The sequence below is a fragment of the Bradyrhizobium sp. CW1 genome (assembly GCF_023100665.1).
GTDB lineage: Bacteria > Pseudomonadota > Alphaproteobacteria > Rhizobiales > Xanthobacteraceae > Bradyrhizobium > Bradyrhizobium canariense_D.
The window spans coordinates 3,388,365-3,403,000 of record NZ_CP064684.1 but is presented as its reverse complement, the minus strand read 5'-3'; the positions used below and the strand labels follow the sequence as shown (position 1 = coordinate 3,403,000).

Sequence of the window (14,636 nt, the reverse complement as noted above, 5' to 3'; positions counted from 1 at the left end):
TCAAACGCGCCGACGCTTACGGGGACGGCAACCGTTGTGCGGGATCGTGGTCACGTCGCGGATCGAGGTGACGGTGAAGCCCGCGGCCTGCAGCGCCCGGAGCGCCGATTCGCGGCCCGAACCGGGACCGGCGACTTCGACTTCCAGCGTGCGCATGCCGTGCTCCTGCGCCTTCTTCGACACGTCCTCGGCGGCAACCTGTGCGGCATACGGGGTCGACTTGCGCGAGCCCTTGAAGCCCATCGTGCCGGCGGAGGACCAGGCAATCGTGTTGCCCTGCGCGTCGGTGATGGTGATGGTCGTGTTGTTGAACGACGAGTTCACGTGCGCGACGCCGGAGGCGATGTTCTTGCGCTCACGACGACGAACGCGGGTGGCTTCCTTGCCCATAGACTACCTTTCCTGAAGATCTCAACGCCGCCGTAATGCCAGCGGCTACACCTGTGGAACGAAAGGCGCGTGGCGAACGGGTCATCCCCGGGTCGCCACACGCCGTGATTGGATGCGAAAACTTACTTCTTCTTGCCGGCAATGGCCTTGGCCGGACCCTTGCGCGTACGCGCGTTGGTGTGGGTACGCTGGCCACGCACCGGCAGACCGCGACGATGGCGCAGGCCGCGATAGCAGCCGAGGTCCATCAGACGCTTGATGTTGATGCCGACCTCACGACGCAAATCGCCCTCGACCATATAGTCGCGGTCGATCACTTCGCGGATCTGGAGCACTTCGGCGTCGCTGAGCTGATTGACGCGACGATCCACCGGGATCTTCACCTTCTCCAGAATCTCACCGGCGATCTTCTGACCGATGCCATGGATGTACTGGAGCGCGATCAGCACGCGCTTGTTGGTCGGGATGTTCACGCCGGCAATACGGGCCACGGCCTTCTCTCCTGTCGCCAATCCCTCGTCAGGAATCGGGCTTTAAGTGCTTGGTTTCTCGGGCAGGTGTTCACAAACGCGAACACGACGCCCACCCCTGGTCTTCCTGGGGCCCGGCATCGTTTGAAACTATCCGACTTGGATGCGGGCTTATTAGGGGATTCAGGGGGCTTTCGTCAACCGCTGCTAGCGCTTAGCTCGCCTTTTCGTGACCTTTTTTGCGGCCTTTTTGGCACCTTTCTTGACAGCCTTCCTGGCGGTCTTCTTGGCTGCCATCTTCTTTCCTGCCTTCTTGGCGGCTTTCTTGACGATTCTCTTGCCCGCCTTCGTAGCCTTCTTGGCCGCCTTCTCGGATTTGGCAGCCTTTTTGGCCGCTTTCGCAGACTTTTTGGCCGATTTCTTCGCCGCCTTGGCCTTTCTGGCCGGGGCCGCCTTTGTCGCACTCCGGGCGCGCGTCTTGCCATGTGCCTTGCCATGCGTCTTGGGCTCGACCGCCCCGAGCGCCAGGAGCTGGCGATGGATGGCGCGGGTGACCTCATCGATGGCCATCATGCCGTCGATGGTCGAGAGCTTGCGCCGCTCGGAATAGTAGTGAATCAGCGGTTCCGTCTGGCTGCGGTAGCTGGCGAGTCGCTTGGTCAGCACCTCCGGGGTGTCATCAAGCCGGACCTCTTCCCCGCGCTCGCGCATCTGGGCGACGCGAGTCTCGACGCGATTCAGGAGCGCGCTTTCGTTGACGCGGAGCTCGATCACGGCATCGAGCTTGAGGTGCTTGTGCTTGAGCAGCTCATCCAGCGCCTCGGCCTGCGGCACGGTCCGCGGGAAACCGTCAAGGATGAAACCGTTTTTGGCATCCGGCTGATCGATCCGATCGGAGATGATCCCCACCACGACATCGTCTGGCACGAGACCGCCGCTGGCCATGATCTCCTTAGCCTTGAGCCCGACCGGCGTTCCGGCCGCCACCGCTGCACGCAACATCTCGCCGGTCGAGAGCTGGACGATGCCATAGCGCTGCACCAGCAGCTGCGCCTGGGTGCCCTTGCCCGATCCCGGTGGCCCCAGAAGTATAATTCTCATCGGCGTACGCCCCCCGATTGGTGCGCGATACGTCGCGCGCCCGTGTTTTGAAGTCCAGTTACAGTGCAAATCATAATCAGCGCCGCACCGCTACCCATATCATAGGGGAGCAAATGGCCAGACGCCAAGAAGCCTTTGAGATCAATGCTTGCACGACAGGAAGAGCGACTCTGCCGAGGCGACCGAATGGCCGGCTCGCCGTCCGCGCGCATTGCACGCGCGGCGAATCGGCGGCGCAATCGCGCCGCCCGAGGGACGCCGCGCTTAACGGCGGCGGCCGCGCAGCTTCGACTTCCGGATCAGGCCTTCGTACTGATGCGCCAGGAGATAGCCCTGCACCTGCGCCACCGTGTCCATGGTGACGCTGACGACGATCAACAGCGAAGTGCCGCCAAAGTAGAACGGCACCGACGCGTAGGAGATCAGGATTTCCGGAATCAAGCAGACGATCGCCAGATACACCGCGCCGAGCACGGTGATCCGCGACAGCACGTAGTCGATATATTCCGCGGTACGCTCGCCCGGGCGGATACCCGGAATGAAGCCGCCGTGCTTCTTCAGATTGTCCGCGGTCTCGGTCGGATTGAACACGATCGCGGTGTAGAAGAAGGCGAAGAACACGATCAGCGCCAGATACATGATCAGGAACAGCGGACGGCCGTGGCCGAGCTGGGTGTTGATCCACTGGAACCATTCCGGCCCACTGCCCGCGTTGAAGTTCGCGACCGTGGTCGGCAGCAGCAGCAGCGAGGACGCGAAGATCGGCGGGATCACGCCCGAGGTGTTGAGCTTGAGCGGCAGATGCGAGGACTGCCCCTCGAACATCTTGTTGCCGACCTGGCGCTTCGGATACTGGATCAAGAGCCGGCGCTGGGCGCGCTCCACGAACACGATGAAGGCGATCACGGCCACCGCCATGATGATGACGACCAGAATCAGGCCGGTCGACATCGCACCCTGACGGCCGAGCTCGAGCATGTTGGCGAGCGCCGCGGGCAGCTCGGCGACGATGCCGGAGAGAATGATCAGGGAAATGCCGTTGCCGATGCCGCGCGACGTGATCTGCTCGCCCAGCCACATCAGGAACATGGTGCCGCCGGTCAGCGTGATCGCCGTCGACAGGCGGAAGAACATGCCGGGGTCGCTGACGACGTTGCCAGCGCCTTCGAGGCCCACCGCAATGCCGTAGGACTGGAACGCGGCCAGGATCACCGTGAGATAACGGGTGTACTGGTTCAGCAGCTTGCGGCCGGACTCGCCTTCCTTCTTCAGCGCCTCGAGCTGCGGCGAGACGGTGGTCAGGAGCTGGATGATGATGGAGGCGGAGATGTACGGCATGATGTTCAGCGCAAAGATCGCCATGCGGTGAATGCCGCCGCCAGCGAACATATTGAACATGCCGAGGATGCCGCCCGCCTGGGAGCGGAACACCTGCTCCCAGATGTTGGGATCGATGCCGGGCAACGGGATGTAGGTCCCGAGCCGATAAACGAGCAGCGCGCCCAGGGTGAACCAGATGCGCTTCTTCAGTTCGTCGGCCTTGGCAAACGCACCGAAATTGAGATTGGCTGCCAGTTGTTCCGCTGCAGAGGCCATCTTGGACTTTCTCCCGCCGCTTATTGCGCCGTTATGCCCGCGGCCGGGCTACATTATACCGGACACCGGACATTATCTGGGGCTACGGCTTCGATAAGTCCATCGTCCCGCGTGCGTAAAGGCCCGCGAGCCGCGGGCCGATGACGCAGTTGTTACGCCGCCTCGCCTTCTTCCTTGGCAGGCGCGAGGATCTTCACCGAGCCGCCGGCCTTCTCGACTGCCGCGATCGCGGTCTTCGAGGCGCCGTGCACTTCGATGTTGAGCTTGGCCTTGAACTCGCCGCGGCCGAGCAGCCGCAGGCCACCCTTGGCGCGGCGCAGCACGCCGGCCTTGACCAGGGATTCGACGTTCACGACGCTGCCGGCGTCGATCTTCTTGGCATCGACCGCATCCTGGAGCCGGTCGAGATTGATCTCGGCGAACTCCACGCGGAAGATGTTGTTGAAGCCGCGCTTGGGCAGACGGCGATGCAAGGGCATCTGGCCGCCTTCGAAACCCTTGATGCGCACGCCCGAACGCGCGGTCTGGCCCTTGCCACCGCGGCCGGCCTGCTTGCCCTTGCCCGAACCAATGCCGCGGCCGACGCGCATACGCTTCTTGCGCGAGCCGGCATTGTCGGCGATATCGCTGAGCTTCATCGCCCTGCTCCTTGTTTCTTGCGCATGACCTTCACCGAAAACGGGTCCCGCTTCGGGATCGTGCGCCTTTGCTTACTTCTCGTCGACAATGCGAACGAGATGGTGAACTTTCAAGATCATGCCGCGGACCGCCGGGGTGTCCGGCAGTTCGCTGATGCGGCCGATCTTGTTGAGCTTGAGCCCGATCAGCGTCGAACGCTGCGAGTGATGGCGGCGGATCGCGCTGCCGGTCTGCTCGAGCTTGATCGTCTTTGCGGTCGTAACGGCACTCTTGGCCATAGGCGTCTACTCCGAAAAGCTTCCGTTATTCGGCAACCGCCTCGGCGTCACCACCGATACGGCGGGACTGGAGGGTGGACACCTTGATGTTGCGGCGGGCAGCGACCGAGCGCGGCGAATCCTGATGCTTCAGCGCATCGAAGGTCGCGCGAACCATGTTGTACGGGTTCGACGAGCCGATCGACTTCGCAACCACGTCCTGGACGCCGAGCGTCTCGAACACGGCGCGCATCGGACCGCCGGCGATGATGCCGGTACCGGCCGGAGCTGCGCGCAGGTAAACACGGCCCGCGCCATGACGGCCGGCGATGTCGTGATGCAGCGTGCGGCCCTCGCGCAACGACACGCGGGTCAGGTTGCGCTTGGCGGATTCGGTTGCCTTGCGGATCGCCTCGGGCACTTCGCGCGCCTTGCCGTGACCGAAGCCGGCGCGGCCCTTCTGGTCGCCGATCACGACCAGCGCTGCGAAACCGAAGCGCTTGCCGCCCTTGACGACCTTGGCGACGCGATTGATGTGGACGAGCTTGTCAACGAACTCGCTGTCGCGCTCTTCCCTGCGTTCACGTCCGCCGCCGCGTTGATCGCGTCCACCACGTTGTTCGCGTTCTGCCATGGTTTTTCCAGTCCTTCAGAGGCTTACGCCTCAATCCTCAAATTCTGTTAGAAGCTCAGCCCGCTTTCACGCGCCGCGTCGGCAAGAGCCTTGACGCGCCCGTGATAGAGATAGCTGCCGCGATCGAACACGACTTCCTTGACACCCTTCTCGGCGGCGCGCTCGGCCAGCAGCTTGCCGACCGCCTTCGCCGCATCGATGTCGGCGCCGGTCTTGCCGCCATCGCGCATCGACTTCTCGAGCGACGAGGCAGAGGCCAGCGTCTCGCCCTTCAGGTCGTCGATGACCTGGGCGTAGATGTGCTTGGACGAGCGGAACACCGACAGGCGCGGACGGCCGCCACCCGAGCGGCGCAGCTTCAGTCGTACACTGCGCTTGCGCCGGGCATTCGTAACCTTGGCTTTCGACATGACCGGCTCCGTTACTTCTTCTTGCCTTCCTTGCGGAAGATGAATTCGCCAACATACTTCACACCCTTGCCCTTGTAGGGCTCCGGCGGACGATAGGAGCGAATCTCGGCGGCGACCTGGCCGACGCGCTGAATGTCGCTGCCGGTCACCGTGATCTCGGTCGGCTTCGGCACGGTGATCGTGATCCCCTCCGGGATCGCGTAGACCACATCGTGGCTGTAGCCGAGCGCGAGCTGCAGGTTCTTGCCCTGCAGCGCGGCGCGGTAACCGACGCCGGTGATTTCGAGCTTCTTCTCGAAACCCTTGGTGACACCCTCGACCAGATTCGCGACCTGGGCGCGAGCGGTCCCGTACAGGGCCCGCGCGCGGTTGGTCTCGACCCGCGGGTTCACCTTGACCTGGCCGTTGTCGAGCTTCACCTCGACGTCGTTATGGACGACGAACTGAAGCTGGCCCTTCGGCCCCTTCATCTTGACGGTCTGCCCGTCGACGGTCGCGGTCACACCCGACGGCACCGCTACCGGTCTTTTGCCAACACGTGACATGGATCAAAAATCCTTCTCAGAACACCGTGAAGAGAACTTCGCCGCCCACGTTCGCTTCACGCGCACTGTGGTCAGCCATGATTCCCTTCGGCGTCGACAACACCGAAATGCCGAGTCCGTTATTGACCCGCGGCAGGTTCTTCACCGAGGCGTACACGCGACGTCCGGGCTTGGAGACACGCTCGATCTCACGGATAACGGGCTCGCCGTCGAAATACTTCAGCTCGATCTCGATCTCGCTGCGGCCCGAGGAATGCTCGAGCGTCGCGTAACCGCGGATGTAGCCTTCGCTCTTCAGCACCTCGAGCACGTTCTCGCGCATCTTCGAGCCAGGCGTGGAGACCTTGTTCTTGGAGCGCATCTGCGCGTTACGGATGCGGGTGATCAGATCGCTGATTGGATCGTGCGTAGACATCTAAACGACCCTCCTTACCAGCTGGACTTCACGAGGCCCGGGACCATGCCCTTGGAGCCAAGGTCCCGCATTGCGATGCGGGACAGTTTGGTCAAGCGATAGTTCGAGCGCGAACGGCCCGACAGCTCGCAACGCAGACGGATGCGGGTCGCCGACGAGTTGCGCGGCATTTCCGCCAGCTTCAGGGTCGCAGCGAACCGCTCCTCCATCGGCAACGTCTTGTCGGCGATGATCGCCTTCAACCGCTCGCGCTTCGGGGCGGCGTTCTTCGTCATCCGCTTGCGCCGGTTGTTCTTCTCGATTGAACTCTTCTTTGCCATGCTTGGCTCCTGGGTATCCGCGTTTGAGAGGCTTTAGGTCAGCGTCTCACTGCCGGAACGGGAAATTGAATGCGGTCAACAAGGCCCTCGCCTCGTCGTCGGTCTTGGCCGTGGTGCAGACGGTGATGTCCATACCGCGGGATTCCGTGACCTTGTCGAAGTCGATCTCGGGGAAAATGATGTGTTCCTTGAGGCCGAGCGAGTAGTTGCCGCGGCCATCGAAGCTCTTCGGGTTCAAGCCGCGGAAGTCGCGGACGCGGGGCAGCGCGACCGTCACCAGACGATCGATGAACTCGTACATACGGGCCTTGCGCAGCGTGACCTTGCAGCCGATCGGCTGGTTCTCACGCAACTTGAAGGTCGCGATCGCGATCCGCGAATAGGTCACGATCGCCTTCTGGCCGGCGATCTGGGTCAATTCCGCAGCGGCGTTCTCGGCCTTCTTGCGGTCGTTGACGGAATCGCCAACGCCCATGTTCAGCACGACCTTGTCCAGGCGCGGAACCTGCATGACGTTCTCATAACCGAACTTCTCGGTCATTTCCGTCCGGATCTTCGCGTCGTATTCCGCGCGCAGGCGCGGTGTGTAAGCGGCCTCAGCCATCGATCTCAGCTCCCGAGCTCTTGGCGATGCGGACCTTCTTGCCGTCCGCCAGAATCTTGAATCCGACGCGGGTCGGCTTCCCGTCCTTGCCGACATACGCGATGTTGGACAGTTGGATCGGCGACTCTTTCGAGATGATGCCGCCCTCCTGGGCCTGCGTCTGCTTCTGGTGACGCTTGACCATGTTGATGCCGCGCACCAGCGCCGTACCGGCGTCGGGACGCACTTCGAACACCTCGCCGGTGCGGCCTTTGTCGCGGCCGGTCAGCACGACGACCTTGTCGCCCTTGCGGATCTTCGCAGCCATCACAGCACCTCCGGCGCGAGCGAGATGATCTTCATGTGGTTCTTGGCGCGCAGCTCGCGCGGCACGGGCCCGAAGATACGGGTACCGACCGGCTCGGACTGATTGTTGATCAGAACGGCGGCGTTGCGGTCGAAGCGGATGACCGAACCGTCGGCGCGGCGAATGTCCTTGCGGACGCGCACCACGACGGCCTTCATCACGTCGCCCTTCTTCACCTTGCCGCGCGGAATAGCTTCCTTGATCGAGACAACGATGATGTCGCCGATCGTGGCGTAGCGGCGCTTGGAGCCCCCGAGCACCTTGATACACATGACACGGCGTGCGCCAGAATTATCGGCCACGTCGAGGTTGGTCTGCATCTGAATCATTGATGCACCTCGTCCTCTTCTCTTTGCGCCAGCCCAGCCGGCGCTCAACATTAACCTGAAGTCAGTCGGCTAAAGCCAACAGATCAGGCGCTTTTCTTGTGTTCGCCCCGGATCACGACCCAGCGCTTCAACTTCGAAATCGGCTTCGATTCCTCGATCCACACCATGTCGCCCGGCTTGAACTCGTTGCTCTCGTCGTGCGCGTGGTAGTTCTTCGAACGGCGGATCGTCTTCTTGTAGATCGGGTGCGTAAAGCGGCGATCGACGCGCACCACGATGGTCTTGGCTTGCTTGTCGCTGACGACCACGCCCTGCAAAGTACGTTTCGGCATCTTCGTAAGCCTCTTACTTCTTCTTCGCGCGCGTCTGCGCGGCGACGGTCTTGATCCGGGCGATGTCACGGCGGGCTTCGCGCAGGCGCGAGGTGTTCTCGAGCTGCCCGGTGGCGCGCTGGAAGCGCAGGTTGAAGCGCTCCTTCTTCAGGTTCAGGATGGCGTCGTCCTGCTGATCGGGGCTCAACGCGCGGATGTCTTCGATTTTCATCTGGGCCATGGCCATTACTCCGCAATGCGCTCGACGAAGCGCGTCTTGATCGGCAGCTTGGCTGCCGCCAGGGTCAGCGCTTCACGCGCCGTCTGGGTGTTGACGCCGTCGATCTCGAACAGCACCCGGCCCGGCTTGACGCGCGCGACCCACAATTCCGGCGCGCCCTTGCCGGAACCCATGCGGACTTCGGCAGGCTTCTTCGACACGGGAACGTCGGGGAATATGCGGATCCAGACGCGGCCGGCGCGCTTCATGTGGCGGGTCAGCGCGCGGCGAGCGGCTTCGATCTGGCGCGCGGTGACGCGCTCAGGCTCGGTCGCCTTCAGACCGAACTGGCCGAACGCCAACGTCGCGCCCGAAGACGCAACGCCGTGGATACGGCCCTTATGCGCCTTCCGGAACTTCGTTTTCTTAGGTTGCATCATGGCTTCAAGCCCTCAAATTCTCTGTGCTGGCGTCAGGCTGCAGCGTTGTCCCGGCGCTGCCGGCCGCCGCGATCGCCGCCGCCACCAGTCTCACCTTCGGCCATTCTCTTGTCCTGGGCCATCGGATCGTGCTCGAGGATCTCGCCCTTGAAGATCCAGACCTTGACACCGCAGGTGCCGAAGGTCGTGAACGCGGTCGCAACCCCGTAGTCGATGTCTGCGCGCAGCGTGTGCAGCGGCACGCGACCTTCGCGGTACCACTCCATGCGCGCGATTTCCGCGCCGCCCAGACGTCCCGAGCAGTTGATGCGGATGCCTTCCGCACCGAGACGCATCGCTGACTGCACGGCGCGCTTCATGGCGCGGCGGAACGCCACGCGGCGCTCCAGCTGCTGCGCGATCGACTCGGCCACCAGCGTCGCATCGAGCTCCGGCTTGCGGATTTCGACGATGTTGATGACCACGTCGGACGCCGTGATGTCCGCGACCTTCTTGCGCAGCTTGTCGATGTCGGCGCCCTTCTTGCCGATCACCACGCCCGGACGAGCCGAGTGGATGGTGACGCGGCACTTCTTGTGCGGACGCTCGATCACGATGCGGGCAACGGCTGCCTGCTTGAGCTCCTTGTGCAGGATCTCACGAATCTTGACGTCCTCGTGCAGCAGCTTGCCGTATTCCTGCTTGCCGGCGTACCAGCGGGAATCCCAGGTCCGGTTGATGCCGAGACGCAGACCGATCGGATTGATCTTTTGACCCATCGTGTTCTCCTGCGTCCCTTAAGCCGCTGCTGCGGCTTCGACCTGACGAACGATGATCGTCAGCTGTGAAAATGGTTTGTAGACACGGCCCGAACGGCCACGGCCGCGGGCGGCAAAGCGCTTCATCACGAGGCCGTTGCCGACGAAGGCCTGCGCCACGACGAGATCGTCGACGTCGAGGTCGTGGTTGTTCTCGGCGTTGGCAATAGCCGATTCCAGGCACTTCTTCACGTCAACCGCGATCCGCTTGCGCGAAAACTGCAGGTCGGCGAGCGCAGCAGCCGCCTTCCGGCCGCGAATGAGCTGGGCGACCAGGTTGAGCTTCTGCGGGCTCACCCGCAGCATCCGGGCGACCGCCTTGGCCTCGTTCTCGGCGAGGCTCCGTTCGCGCTTAGGTTTGCTCATCGTTTAATCCTCAAGCCTTCTTGGCTTTCTTGTCCCCGGAGTGGCCATGGAAGGTGCGGGTCGGCGAGAACTCGCCGAACTTGTGACCGACCATTTCCTCGTTGACGGCCACCGGCACGTGCTTCTGACCGTTGTAGACGCCGAAGGTCAGGCCGACGAATTGCGGCAGGATCGTCGAGCGACGGCTCCAGATCTTGATGACGTCGTGACGGCCGGACGAGCGCGCGGCATCTGCCTTCTTGAGCAGAGAACCCTCGACGAACGGGCCTTTCCAGACTGAACGAACCATGTCCGGCGTTCCTTACTTCTTCCGCTTGTGGCGGCTTAGGAGAATGAATTTGTTGGTCGACTTGTTGGAGCGGGTCTTCTTGCCCTTGGTCGGCTTGCCCCACGGAGTAACCGGGTGGCGGCCGCCCGAGGTACGACCTTCACCACCGCCGTGCGGATGGTCGATCGGGTTCATCGAAACGCCGCGGTTGTGCGGCTTGCGGCCCAGCCATCGGTTGCGGCCGGCCTTGCCGATCGACGTGTTCATGTGATCCGGGTTCGACACCGCGCCGATCGTGCCGCGGCAACGGCCGTGCACCAGGCGCTGTTCGCCCGAGTTCAGGCGGATGATCACGTAGTCCTGGTCGCGACCGACGAGCTGGGCATAGGTGCCCGCGGAACGGGCGAGCTGGCCGCCCTTCCCGATCTTGACCTCGATGTTGTGGATGATCGTGCCGACCGGCATGTTGCCGAGCGGCATGACATTGCCCGGCTTCACGTCGACATAGTTGCCGGCGACGACGGAATCACCGACGGCCAAACGCTGCGGCGCCAGGATATAGGCCTGGGTGCCGTCTTCGTACTTGACCAACGCGATGAATGCGGTGCGGTTCGGATCGTACTCCAGCCGCTCGACCGTCGCGGGCGCATCGACCTTGTCGCGCTTGAAATCGACGGTACGCAACGTTCGCTTATGACCACCGCCGCGGAAGCGCACGGTGATGCGACCGGTGTTGTTACGGCCGCCGGAGGAGTGCTTGCCTTCGGTGAGCGCCTTGACCGGCTTGCCCTTGTAGAGGGCCGAACGATCGACCATGACCAGCTGGCGCTGGCCCGGCGTCGTGGGATTGAATGTCTTCAGTGCCATCGTCGTACGACCTTACAGACCGGTGGTCACGTCGATCCGGTGACCCTCTTCGAGAGTCACGATCGCGCGCTTGGAGTTCGACTGCGAGCCGAGATTGCCACGGAAGATCTTGGTCTTGCCCTTGCGGACCAGCGTGTTGACACTCTTGACCTTGACGTCGAACAGCTTCTCGATCGCTTCCTTGATCTGCGGCTTGGTCGCCTTCGCGGCCACCTTGAACAGCACCTTGTTGTGCTCCGAGGCGATCGTGGCCTTTTCGGTCACGACCGGCGACAGGATCACGTCGTAGTGGCGAGGCTCGATGTTCTTCGTCATTTGAAGCGCGCCTCCAGCGCATCGATGGCGGCCTTGGTCAGAACAAGCTTCCGACGGCGCAGGATGTCATAGACGTTGATGCCCTGGATCGGCAGCACGTCCATGTTCGGGATGTTGCGGGCCGCAGCGGCGAAGCCGTTGTTGAGCTCGGCGCCGTCGACGATCAGCGCGTTGGTCAAACCCAGACCGGAGAAATGACCGAGCAGCGCCTTGGTCTTGGCAGCTTCCAGCGCGGCCTTGTCGATCACGATGAGATCGCCGTCCTTGGCCTTGGCCGAGAGCGCATGCTTGAGGGCGAGCGCACGGACCTTCTTCGGCAGGTCGGTGGCGTGCGAACGCACCACCGGACCGAAGGCACGGCCACCTCCGCGGAACTGCGGCACCCGGGCCGAGCCGTGACGAGCACCACCGGTACCCTTCTGCTTGTACATCTTCTTGCCGGTGCGCCAGATCTCGGCGCGGCCCTTGGCCTTGTGCGTACCGGCCTGGCGCTTGTTGAGCTGCCACTGCACGCAACGTGCAATGATGTCCTGGCGCGGCTCGAGGCCGAAAATGGTGTCGGAAAGCTGGACCGAGCCGGCTTCCTTACCTTCGAGGGTCGTGACCTTCAATTCCATCTCACGCCTCCTGCGCAGCCGGAGCAGCGTCCGCTTCGCCAGCAACCTTGAACTTGCCGGGCTTCGGAGCTTCCTTAGGCAGCGGCTTCTTGACGGCGTCGCGCACGCGGATCCAGCCGCCCTTGGAGCCGGGAACGGCGCCTTCGACGAGGATCAGACCGCGTTCGACATCGAGCTGGACGACCCGAAGGTTGAGCGTGGTGATGCGGTCGACGCCCATGTGACCGGGCATCTTCTTGTTCTTCCAGGTCTTGCCCGGGTCCTGACGGCCACCGGTCGAACCGATCGAACGGTGCGAGACCGAGACGCCGTGAGTGGCGCGCAGACCGCCGAAGTTCCAGCGCTTCATACCGCCGGCAAAACCCTTACCGACCGAAGTACCGGTGACGTCGACGAACTGACCGACGACAAAGTGGTCGGCCAGGATCTCGGCACCGACGGGGATCATCTGATCCGCGGAGACGCGGAATTCCTCGACCTGCCGCTTCGGCTCGACCTTCGCGACCGCGAACTGGCCGCGCTCCGCCTTGGGCATGTACACGGTCTTGCGGCTGCCAGAACCAAGCTGGAGCGCGACATAACCGTTTTTCTCTTCGGTGCGGTGGCCTACGACCTGGCAATTGCCGAGCTTCAGCACGGTCACGGGGATATGTTCGCCGGCCTCTGTAAAGACCCGCGTCATCCCGACCTTTTGTGCGATCACTCCGGAGCGCATCGGCGTGCTTCCTGTTCTTTCTGTCCGCTAGTGGCGAACGTGATCCAAAAATCTTAGAGCTTGATCTCGACGTCGACACCGGCGGCCAAGTCGAGCTTCATCAAAGCATCGACGGTCTGCGGGGTCGGATCGACGATGTCGAGCAGGCGCTTGTGAGTGCGCATCTCGAACTGCTCGCGGCTCTTCTTGTCGACGTGCGGCGAACGGTTGACGGTGAACTTCTCGATGCGGGTGGGCAGCGGAATGGGTCCGCGGACCTGCGCGCCGGTGCGCTTCGCCGTGTTCACGATCTCGCGGGTCGACGTATCGAGGATACGATGGTCGAACGCCTTGAGACGGATGCGAATGTTTTGGCCGTTCATTGCCGTGGTCTTTCTTCAATGGGGTGGCGAATAGCGAATAGCGAATGTCACATTCGCTATTCGCCGATCCCTATTCTCGTAATTACTCGATGATCGAGGCGACGACGCCGGCGCCGACGGTGCGGCCACCTTCGCGGATCGCGAAGCGGAGCTTCTCTTCCATCGCGATCGGCACGATCAGGTGCACTTCCATCGCGATGTTGTCGCCCGGCATCACCATCTCGGTGCCTTCCGGCAGATGCACGACACCGGTCACGTCGGTGGTGCGGAAGTAGAACTGCGGACGGTAGTTGGTGAAGAAGGGAGTGTGGCGGCCGCCCTCTTCCTTGGTGAGGATGTAGGCCTCAGCCTTGAACTTGGTGTGCGGCTTGACCGAACCCGGCTTGCACAGCACCTGGCCGCGCTCGACGTCCTCGCGCTTGGTACCGCGAAGCAGCGCACCGATGTTGTCGCCGGCCTGGCCTTGATCCAGCAGCTTGCGGAACATTTCGACACCGGTGACCGTGGTCTTCTGCGTGGCGCGCAGACCGACGATCTCGATTTCCTCGCCGACCTTGACGATACCGCGCTCGACACGGCCGGTCACGACGGTGCCGCGGCCCGAGATCGAGAACACGTCTTCAACCGGCATCAGGAACGGCAGATCGACCGGACGCTCCGGCTGCGGAATGTAAGCGTCGACCTGCTTCATCAGCTCGAGGATGGCGTCATGGCCGAGCGTCTTATCGGAATCTTCGAGGGCGGCAAGCGCCGAGCCCTTGATGATCGGGATGGTGTCGCCCGGGAATTCGTACTTCGAGAGCAGCTCGCGGACCTCGAGCTCGACGAGCTCGAGCAGTTCCGGATCGTCGACCATGTCGCACTTGTTGAGGAACACGACGAGCGCGGGAACGCCGACCTGGCGGGCGAGCAGGATGTGCTCGCGGGTCTGCGGCATCGGACCGTCGGCGGCCGACACGACCAGGATCGCACCGTCCATCTGGGCGGCGCCGGTGATCATGTTCTTCACGTAGTCGGCGTGGCCGGGGCAGTCGACGTGCGCGTAGTGGCGGTTCTTGGTCTCGTATTCGACGTGCGCCGTCGAGATCGTGATGCCGCGCGCCTTCTCTTCCGGCGCCTTGTCGATCTGGTCGTACGCGGTGAACGTCGCGCCGCCGGCTTCGGCGAGGACCTTGGTGATCGCCGCGGTCAGCGACGTCTTGCCATGGTCGACGTGACCGATGGTGCCGATGTTGCAGTGCGGCTTGTTACGTTCAAACTTTGCTTTGGCCATTTGACTCTCCGTTCAATCGTCAGTTCGAG

The 14,636-nt window shown here is 62.9% G+C and carries 26 protein-coding genes; all 26 read right to left on the bottom strand.

Features of this window, described 5'->3' with window-relative positions; translation table 11 throughout:
* A complete protein-coding gene (rpsK, locus tag IVB54_RS16590) occupies positions 1 to 390 on the bottom strand; it encodes a 30S ribosomal protein S11 (RefSeq protein WP_007603045.1) in 390 nt (129 codons plus the stop codon).
* A gap of 122 nt (positions 391 to 512) precedes the next feature.
* Positions 513 to 881, bottom strand: a complete 369-nt coding sequence (rpsM, locus tag IVB54_RS16585; RefSeq protein WP_018456460.1) for a 30S ribosomal protein S13 — start codon at positions 879 to 881, stop codon at positions 513 to 515.
* A 186-nt stretch (positions 882 to 1,067) separates the two neighbouring features.
* A complete protein-coding gene (locus IVB54_RS16580) occupies positions 1,068 to 1,961 on the bottom strand; it encodes an adenylate kinase (RefSeq protein WP_204511513.1) in 894 nt (297 codons plus the stop codon).
* Between the two features lie 264 nt (positions 1,962 to 2,225).
* Positions 2,226 to 3,557: a preprotein translocase subunit SecY gene (gene secY / locus IVB54_RS16575; RefSeq protein ID WP_007611601.1), complete on the bottom strand. Its 1,332-nt coding sequence runs from the start codon at positions 3,555 to 3,557 to the stop codon at positions 2,226 to 2,228.
* 152 nt (positions 3,558 to 3,709) lie between these two features.
* On the bottom strand, positions 3,710 to 4,195 hold the full coding sequence (gene rplO, locus IVB54_RS16570) for a 50S ribosomal protein L15 (RefSeq protein ID WP_027518586.1): 486 nt from the start codon (positions 4,193 to 4,195) through the stop codon (positions 3,710 to 3,712).
* 72 nt (positions 4,196 to 4,267) lie between these two features.
* Entirely contained in the window at positions 4,268 to 4,474 is a 207-nt protein-coding gene (gene rpmD, locus IVB54_RS16565; protein WP_018456457.1) for a 50S ribosomal protein L30, read from the bottom strand.
* 25 nt (positions 4,475 to 4,499) lie between these two features.
* Complete coding sequence (gene rpsE, locus IVB54_RS16560; protein WP_007603037.1) at positions 4,500 to 5,087, bottom strand: 30S ribosomal protein S5; 588 nt, start codon at positions 5,085 to 5,087, stop codon at positions 4,500 to 4,502.
* Between the two features lie 47 nt (positions 5,088 to 5,134).
* A complete protein-coding gene (gene rplR / locus IVB54_RS16555; RefSeq protein ID WP_007603036.1) occupies positions 5,135 to 5,497 on the bottom strand; it encodes a 50S ribosomal protein L18 in 363 nt (120 codons plus the stop codon).
* 11 nt (positions 5,498 to 5,508) lie between these two features.
* Entirely contained in the window at positions 5,509 to 6,042 is a 534-nt protein-coding gene (rplF, locus tag IVB54_RS16550; protein WP_007603035.1) for a 50S ribosomal protein L6, read from the bottom strand.
* A 16-nt stretch (positions 6,043 to 6,058) separates the two neighbouring features.
* The gene (gene rpsH, locus IVB54_RS16545; RefSeq protein ID WP_007603034.1) at positions 6,059 to 6,457 is read right to left on the bottom strand and encodes a 30S ribosomal protein S8; all 399 of its coding nucleotides are present in this window, start codon (positions 6,455 to 6,457) and stop codon (positions 6,059 to 6,061) included.
* Positions 6,458 to 6,471: 14 nt separating this feature from the next.
* Positions 6,472 to 6,777: a 30S ribosomal protein S14 gene (rpsN, locus tag IVB54_RS16540; protein ID WP_007611604.1), complete on the bottom strand. Its 306-nt coding sequence runs from the start codon at positions 6,775 to 6,777 to the stop codon at positions 6,472 to 6,474.
* 46 nt (positions 6,778 to 6,823) lie between these two features.
* Positions 6,824 to 7,381: a 50S ribosomal protein L5 gene (rplE, locus tag IVB54_RS16535; RefSeq protein WP_007603032.1), complete on the bottom strand. Its 558-nt coding sequence runs from the start codon at positions 7,379 to 7,381 to the stop codon at positions 6,824 to 6,826.
* Positions 7,374 to 7,688, bottom strand: a complete 315-nt coding sequence (gene rplX, locus IVB54_RS16530; protein WP_007603031.1) for a 50S ribosomal protein L24 — start codon at positions 7,686 to 7,688, stop codon at positions 7,374 to 7,376. Before rplX ends, rplE begins: the two co-directional genes overlap by 8 nt.
* Positions 7,688 to 8,056 (bottom strand): 50S ribosomal protein L14, encoded by a 369-nt coding sequence (rplN, locus tag IVB54_RS16525; RefSeq protein ID WP_007603030.1) that lies wholly within the window; start codon positions 8,054 to 8,056, stop codon positions 7,688 to 7,690. The genes rplX and rplN overlap by 1 nt, the downstream gene beginning before the upstream one ends.
* Before the next feature lie 83 nt (positions 8,057 to 8,139).
* Positions 8,140 to 8,388, bottom strand: a complete 249-nt coding sequence (gene rpsQ, locus IVB54_RS16520) for a 30S ribosomal protein S17 (RefSeq protein WP_007603028.1) — start codon at positions 8,386 to 8,388, stop codon at positions 8,140 to 8,142.
* Between the two features lie 13 nt (positions 8,389 to 8,401).
* Positions 8,402 to 8,608 (bottom strand): 50S ribosomal protein L29, encoded by a 207-nt coding sequence (gene rpmC, locus IVB54_RS16515; protein ID WP_007603026.1) that lies wholly within the window; start codon positions 8,606 to 8,608, stop codon positions 8,402 to 8,404.
* Between the two features lie 5 nt (positions 8,609 to 8,613).
* On the bottom strand, positions 8,614 to 9,027 hold the full coding sequence (gene rplP, locus IVB54_RS16510; RefSeq protein WP_007603024.1) for a 50S ribosomal protein L16: 414 nt from the start codon (positions 9,025 to 9,027) through the stop codon (positions 8,614 to 8,616).
* A gap of 32 nt (positions 9,028 to 9,059) precedes the next feature.
* On the bottom strand, positions 9,060 to 9,785 hold the full coding sequence (gene rpsC / locus IVB54_RS16505) for a 30S ribosomal protein S3 (protein ID WP_007603023.1): 726 nt from the start codon (positions 9,783 to 9,785) through the stop codon (positions 9,060 to 9,062).
* Between the two features lie 18 nt (positions 9,786 to 9,803).
* Complete coding sequence (gene rplV / locus IVB54_RS16500; protein ID WP_007603022.1) at positions 9,804 to 10,190, bottom strand: 50S ribosomal protein L22; 387 nt, start codon at positions 10,188 to 10,190, stop codon at positions 9,804 to 9,806.
* A 10-nt stretch (positions 10,191 to 10,200) separates the two neighbouring features.
* A complete protein-coding gene (gene rpsS / locus IVB54_RS16495) occupies positions 10,201 to 10,479 on the bottom strand; it encodes a 30S ribosomal protein S19 (RefSeq protein ID WP_007603021.1) in 279 nt (92 codons plus the stop codon).
* A gap of 12 nt (positions 10,480 to 10,491) precedes the next feature.
* The gene (gene rplB, locus IVB54_RS16490) at positions 10,492 to 11,325 is read right to left on the bottom strand and encodes a 50S ribosomal protein L2 (protein WP_007611609.1); all 834 of its coding nucleotides are present in this window, start codon (positions 11,323 to 11,325) and stop codon (positions 10,492 to 10,494) included.
* A gap of 12 nt (positions 11,326 to 11,337) precedes the next feature.
* Positions 11,338 to 11,640, bottom strand: a complete 303-nt coding sequence (locus IVB54_RS16485; protein ID WP_007603019.1) for a 50S ribosomal protein L23 — start codon at positions 11,638 to 11,640, stop codon at positions 11,338 to 11,340.
* Positions 11,637 to 12,257 (bottom strand): 50S ribosomal protein L4, encoded by a 621-nt coding sequence (gene rplD / locus IVB54_RS16480; protein ID WP_247336076.1) that lies wholly within the window; start codon positions 12,255 to 12,257, stop codon positions 11,637 to 11,639. The genes IVB54_RS16485 and rplD overlap by 4 nt, the downstream gene beginning before the upstream one ends.
* A 1-nt stretch (position 12,258) precedes the next feature.
* Positions 12,259 to 12,972, bottom strand: coding sequence for a 50S ribosomal protein L3 (gene rplC, locus IVB54_RS16475; RefSeq protein WP_007603016.1), 714 nt, complete (start codon positions 12,970 to 12,972; stop codon positions 12,259 to 12,261).
* 53 nt (positions 12,973 to 13,025) lie between these two features.
* Positions 13,026 to 13,334: a 30S ribosomal protein S10 gene (gene rpsJ, locus IVB54_RS16470; RefSeq protein ID WP_002712302.1), complete on the bottom strand. Its 309-nt coding sequence runs from the start codon at positions 13,332 to 13,334 to the stop codon at positions 13,026 to 13,028.
* Between the two features lie 82 nt (positions 13,335 to 13,416).
* On the bottom strand, positions 13,417 to 14,607 hold the full coding sequence (tuf, locus tag IVB54_RS16465; RefSeq protein WP_018456453.1) for an elongation factor Tu: 1,191 nt from the start codon (positions 14,605 to 14,607) through the stop codon (positions 13,417 to 13,419).
* Positions 14,608 to 14,636 lie beyond the last annotated feature (29 nt).

What these genes read in the sequence shown, in the direction of transcription:
- rplP (WP_007603024.1), bottom strand. Translation starts at nt 9,027, where the DNA reads ATGATGCAACCTAAGAAAACGAAGTTCCGGAAGGCGCATAAGGGCCGT.
- secY (WP_007611601.1), bottom strand. Translation starts at nt 3,557, where the DNA reads ATGGCCTCTGCAGCGGAACAACTGGCAGCCAATCTCAATTTCGGTGCG.
- rplR (WP_007603036.1), bottom strand. Translation starts at nt 5,497, where the DNA reads ATGTCGAAAGCCAAGGTTACGAATGCCCGGCGCAAGCGCAGTGTACGA.
- rpsC (WP_007603023.1), bottom strand. Translation starts at nt 9,785, where the DNA reads ATGGGTCAAAAGATCAATCCGATCGGTCTGCGTCTCGGCATCAACCGG.
- rplD (WP_247336076.1), bottom strand. Translation starts at nt 12,257, where the DNA reads ATGGAATTGAAGGTCACGACCCTCGAAGGTAAGGAAGCCGGCTCGGTC.
- rpsS (WP_007603021.1), bottom strand. Translation starts at nt 10,479, where the DNA reads ATGGTTCGTTCAGTCTGGAAAGGCCCGTTCGTCGAGGGTTCTCTGCTC.
- rplB (WP_007611609.1), bottom strand. Translation starts at nt 11,325, where the DNA reads ATGGCACTGAAGACATTCAATCCCACGACGCCGGGCCAGCGCCAGCTG.
- rpsJ (WP_002712302.1), bottom strand. Translation starts at nt 13,334, where the DNA reads ATGAACGGCCAAAACATTCGCATCCGTCTCAAGGCGTTCGACCATCGT.
- rplE (WP_007603032.1), bottom strand. Translation starts at nt 7,381, where the DNA reads ATGGCTGAGGCCGCTTACACACCGCGCCTGCGCGCGGAATACGACGCG.
- rplF (WP_007603035.1), bottom strand. Translation starts at nt 6,042, where the DNA reads ATGTCACGTGTTGGCAAAAGACCGGTAGCGGTGCCGTCGGGTGTGACC.
- rpsQ (WP_007603028.1), bottom strand. Translation starts at nt 8,388, where the DNA reads ATGCCGAAACGTACTTTGCAGGGCGTGGTCGTCAGCGACAAGCAAGCC.
- rplN (WP_007603030.1), bottom strand. Translation starts at nt 8,056, where the DNA reads ATGATTCAGATGCAGACCAACCTCGACGTGGCCGATAATTCTGGCGCA.
- rpsH (WP_007603034.1), bottom strand. Translation starts at nt 6,457, where the DNA reads ATGTCTACGCACGATCCAATCAGCGATCTGATCACCCGCATCCGTAAC.
- IVB54_RS16580 (WP_204511513.1), bottom strand. Translation starts at nt 1,961, where the DNA reads ATGAGAATTATACTTCTGGGGCCACCGGGATCGGGCAAGGGCACCCAG.
- rplC (WP_007603016.1), bottom strand. Translation starts at nt 12,972, where the DNA reads ATGCGCTCCGGAGTGATCGCACAAAAGGTCGGGATGACGCGGGTCTTT.
- rplX (WP_007603031.1), bottom strand. Translation starts at nt 7,688, where the DNA reads ATGGCTGCGAAGATCCGCAAGGGCGACAAGGTCGTCGTGCTGACCGGC.
- rpmD (WP_018456457.1), bottom strand. Translation starts at nt 4,474, where the DNA reads ATGGCCAAGAGTGCCGTTACGACCGCAAAGACGATCAAGCTCGAGCAG.
- rpsE (WP_007603037.1), bottom strand. Translation starts at nt 5,087, where the DNA reads ATGGCAGAACGCGAACAACGTGGTGGACGCGATCAACGCGGCGGCGGA.
- rpsK (WP_007603045.1), bottom strand. Translation starts at nt 390, where the DNA reads ATGGGCAAGGAAGCCACCCGCGTTCGTCGTCGTGAGCGCAAGAACATC.
- IVB54_RS16485 (WP_007603019.1), bottom strand. Translation starts at nt 11,640, where the DNA reads ATGACGAAGAACATCGAGCCTCGCCACTACGACGTGATCCTGTCGCCG.
- rpmC (WP_007603026.1), bottom strand. Translation starts at nt 8,608, where the DNA reads ATGGCCCAGATGAAAATCGAAGACATCCGCGCGTTGAGCCCCGATCAG.
- rplV (WP_007603022.1), bottom strand. Translation starts at nt 10,190, where the DNA reads ATGAGCAAACCTAAGCGCGAACGGAGCCTCGCCGAGAACGAGGCCAAG.
- rpsN (WP_007611604.1), bottom strand. Translation starts at nt 6,777, where the DNA reads ATGGCAAAGAAGAGTTCAATCGAGAAGAACAACCGGCGCAAGCGGATG.
- tuf (WP_018456453.1), bottom strand. Translation starts at nt 14,607, where the DNA reads ATGGCCAAAGCAAAGTTTGAACGTAACAAGCCGCACTGCAACATCGGC.
- rplO (WP_027518586.1), bottom strand. Translation starts at nt 4,195, where the DNA reads ATGAAGCTCAGCGATATCGCCGACAATGCCGGCTCGCGCAAGAAGCGT.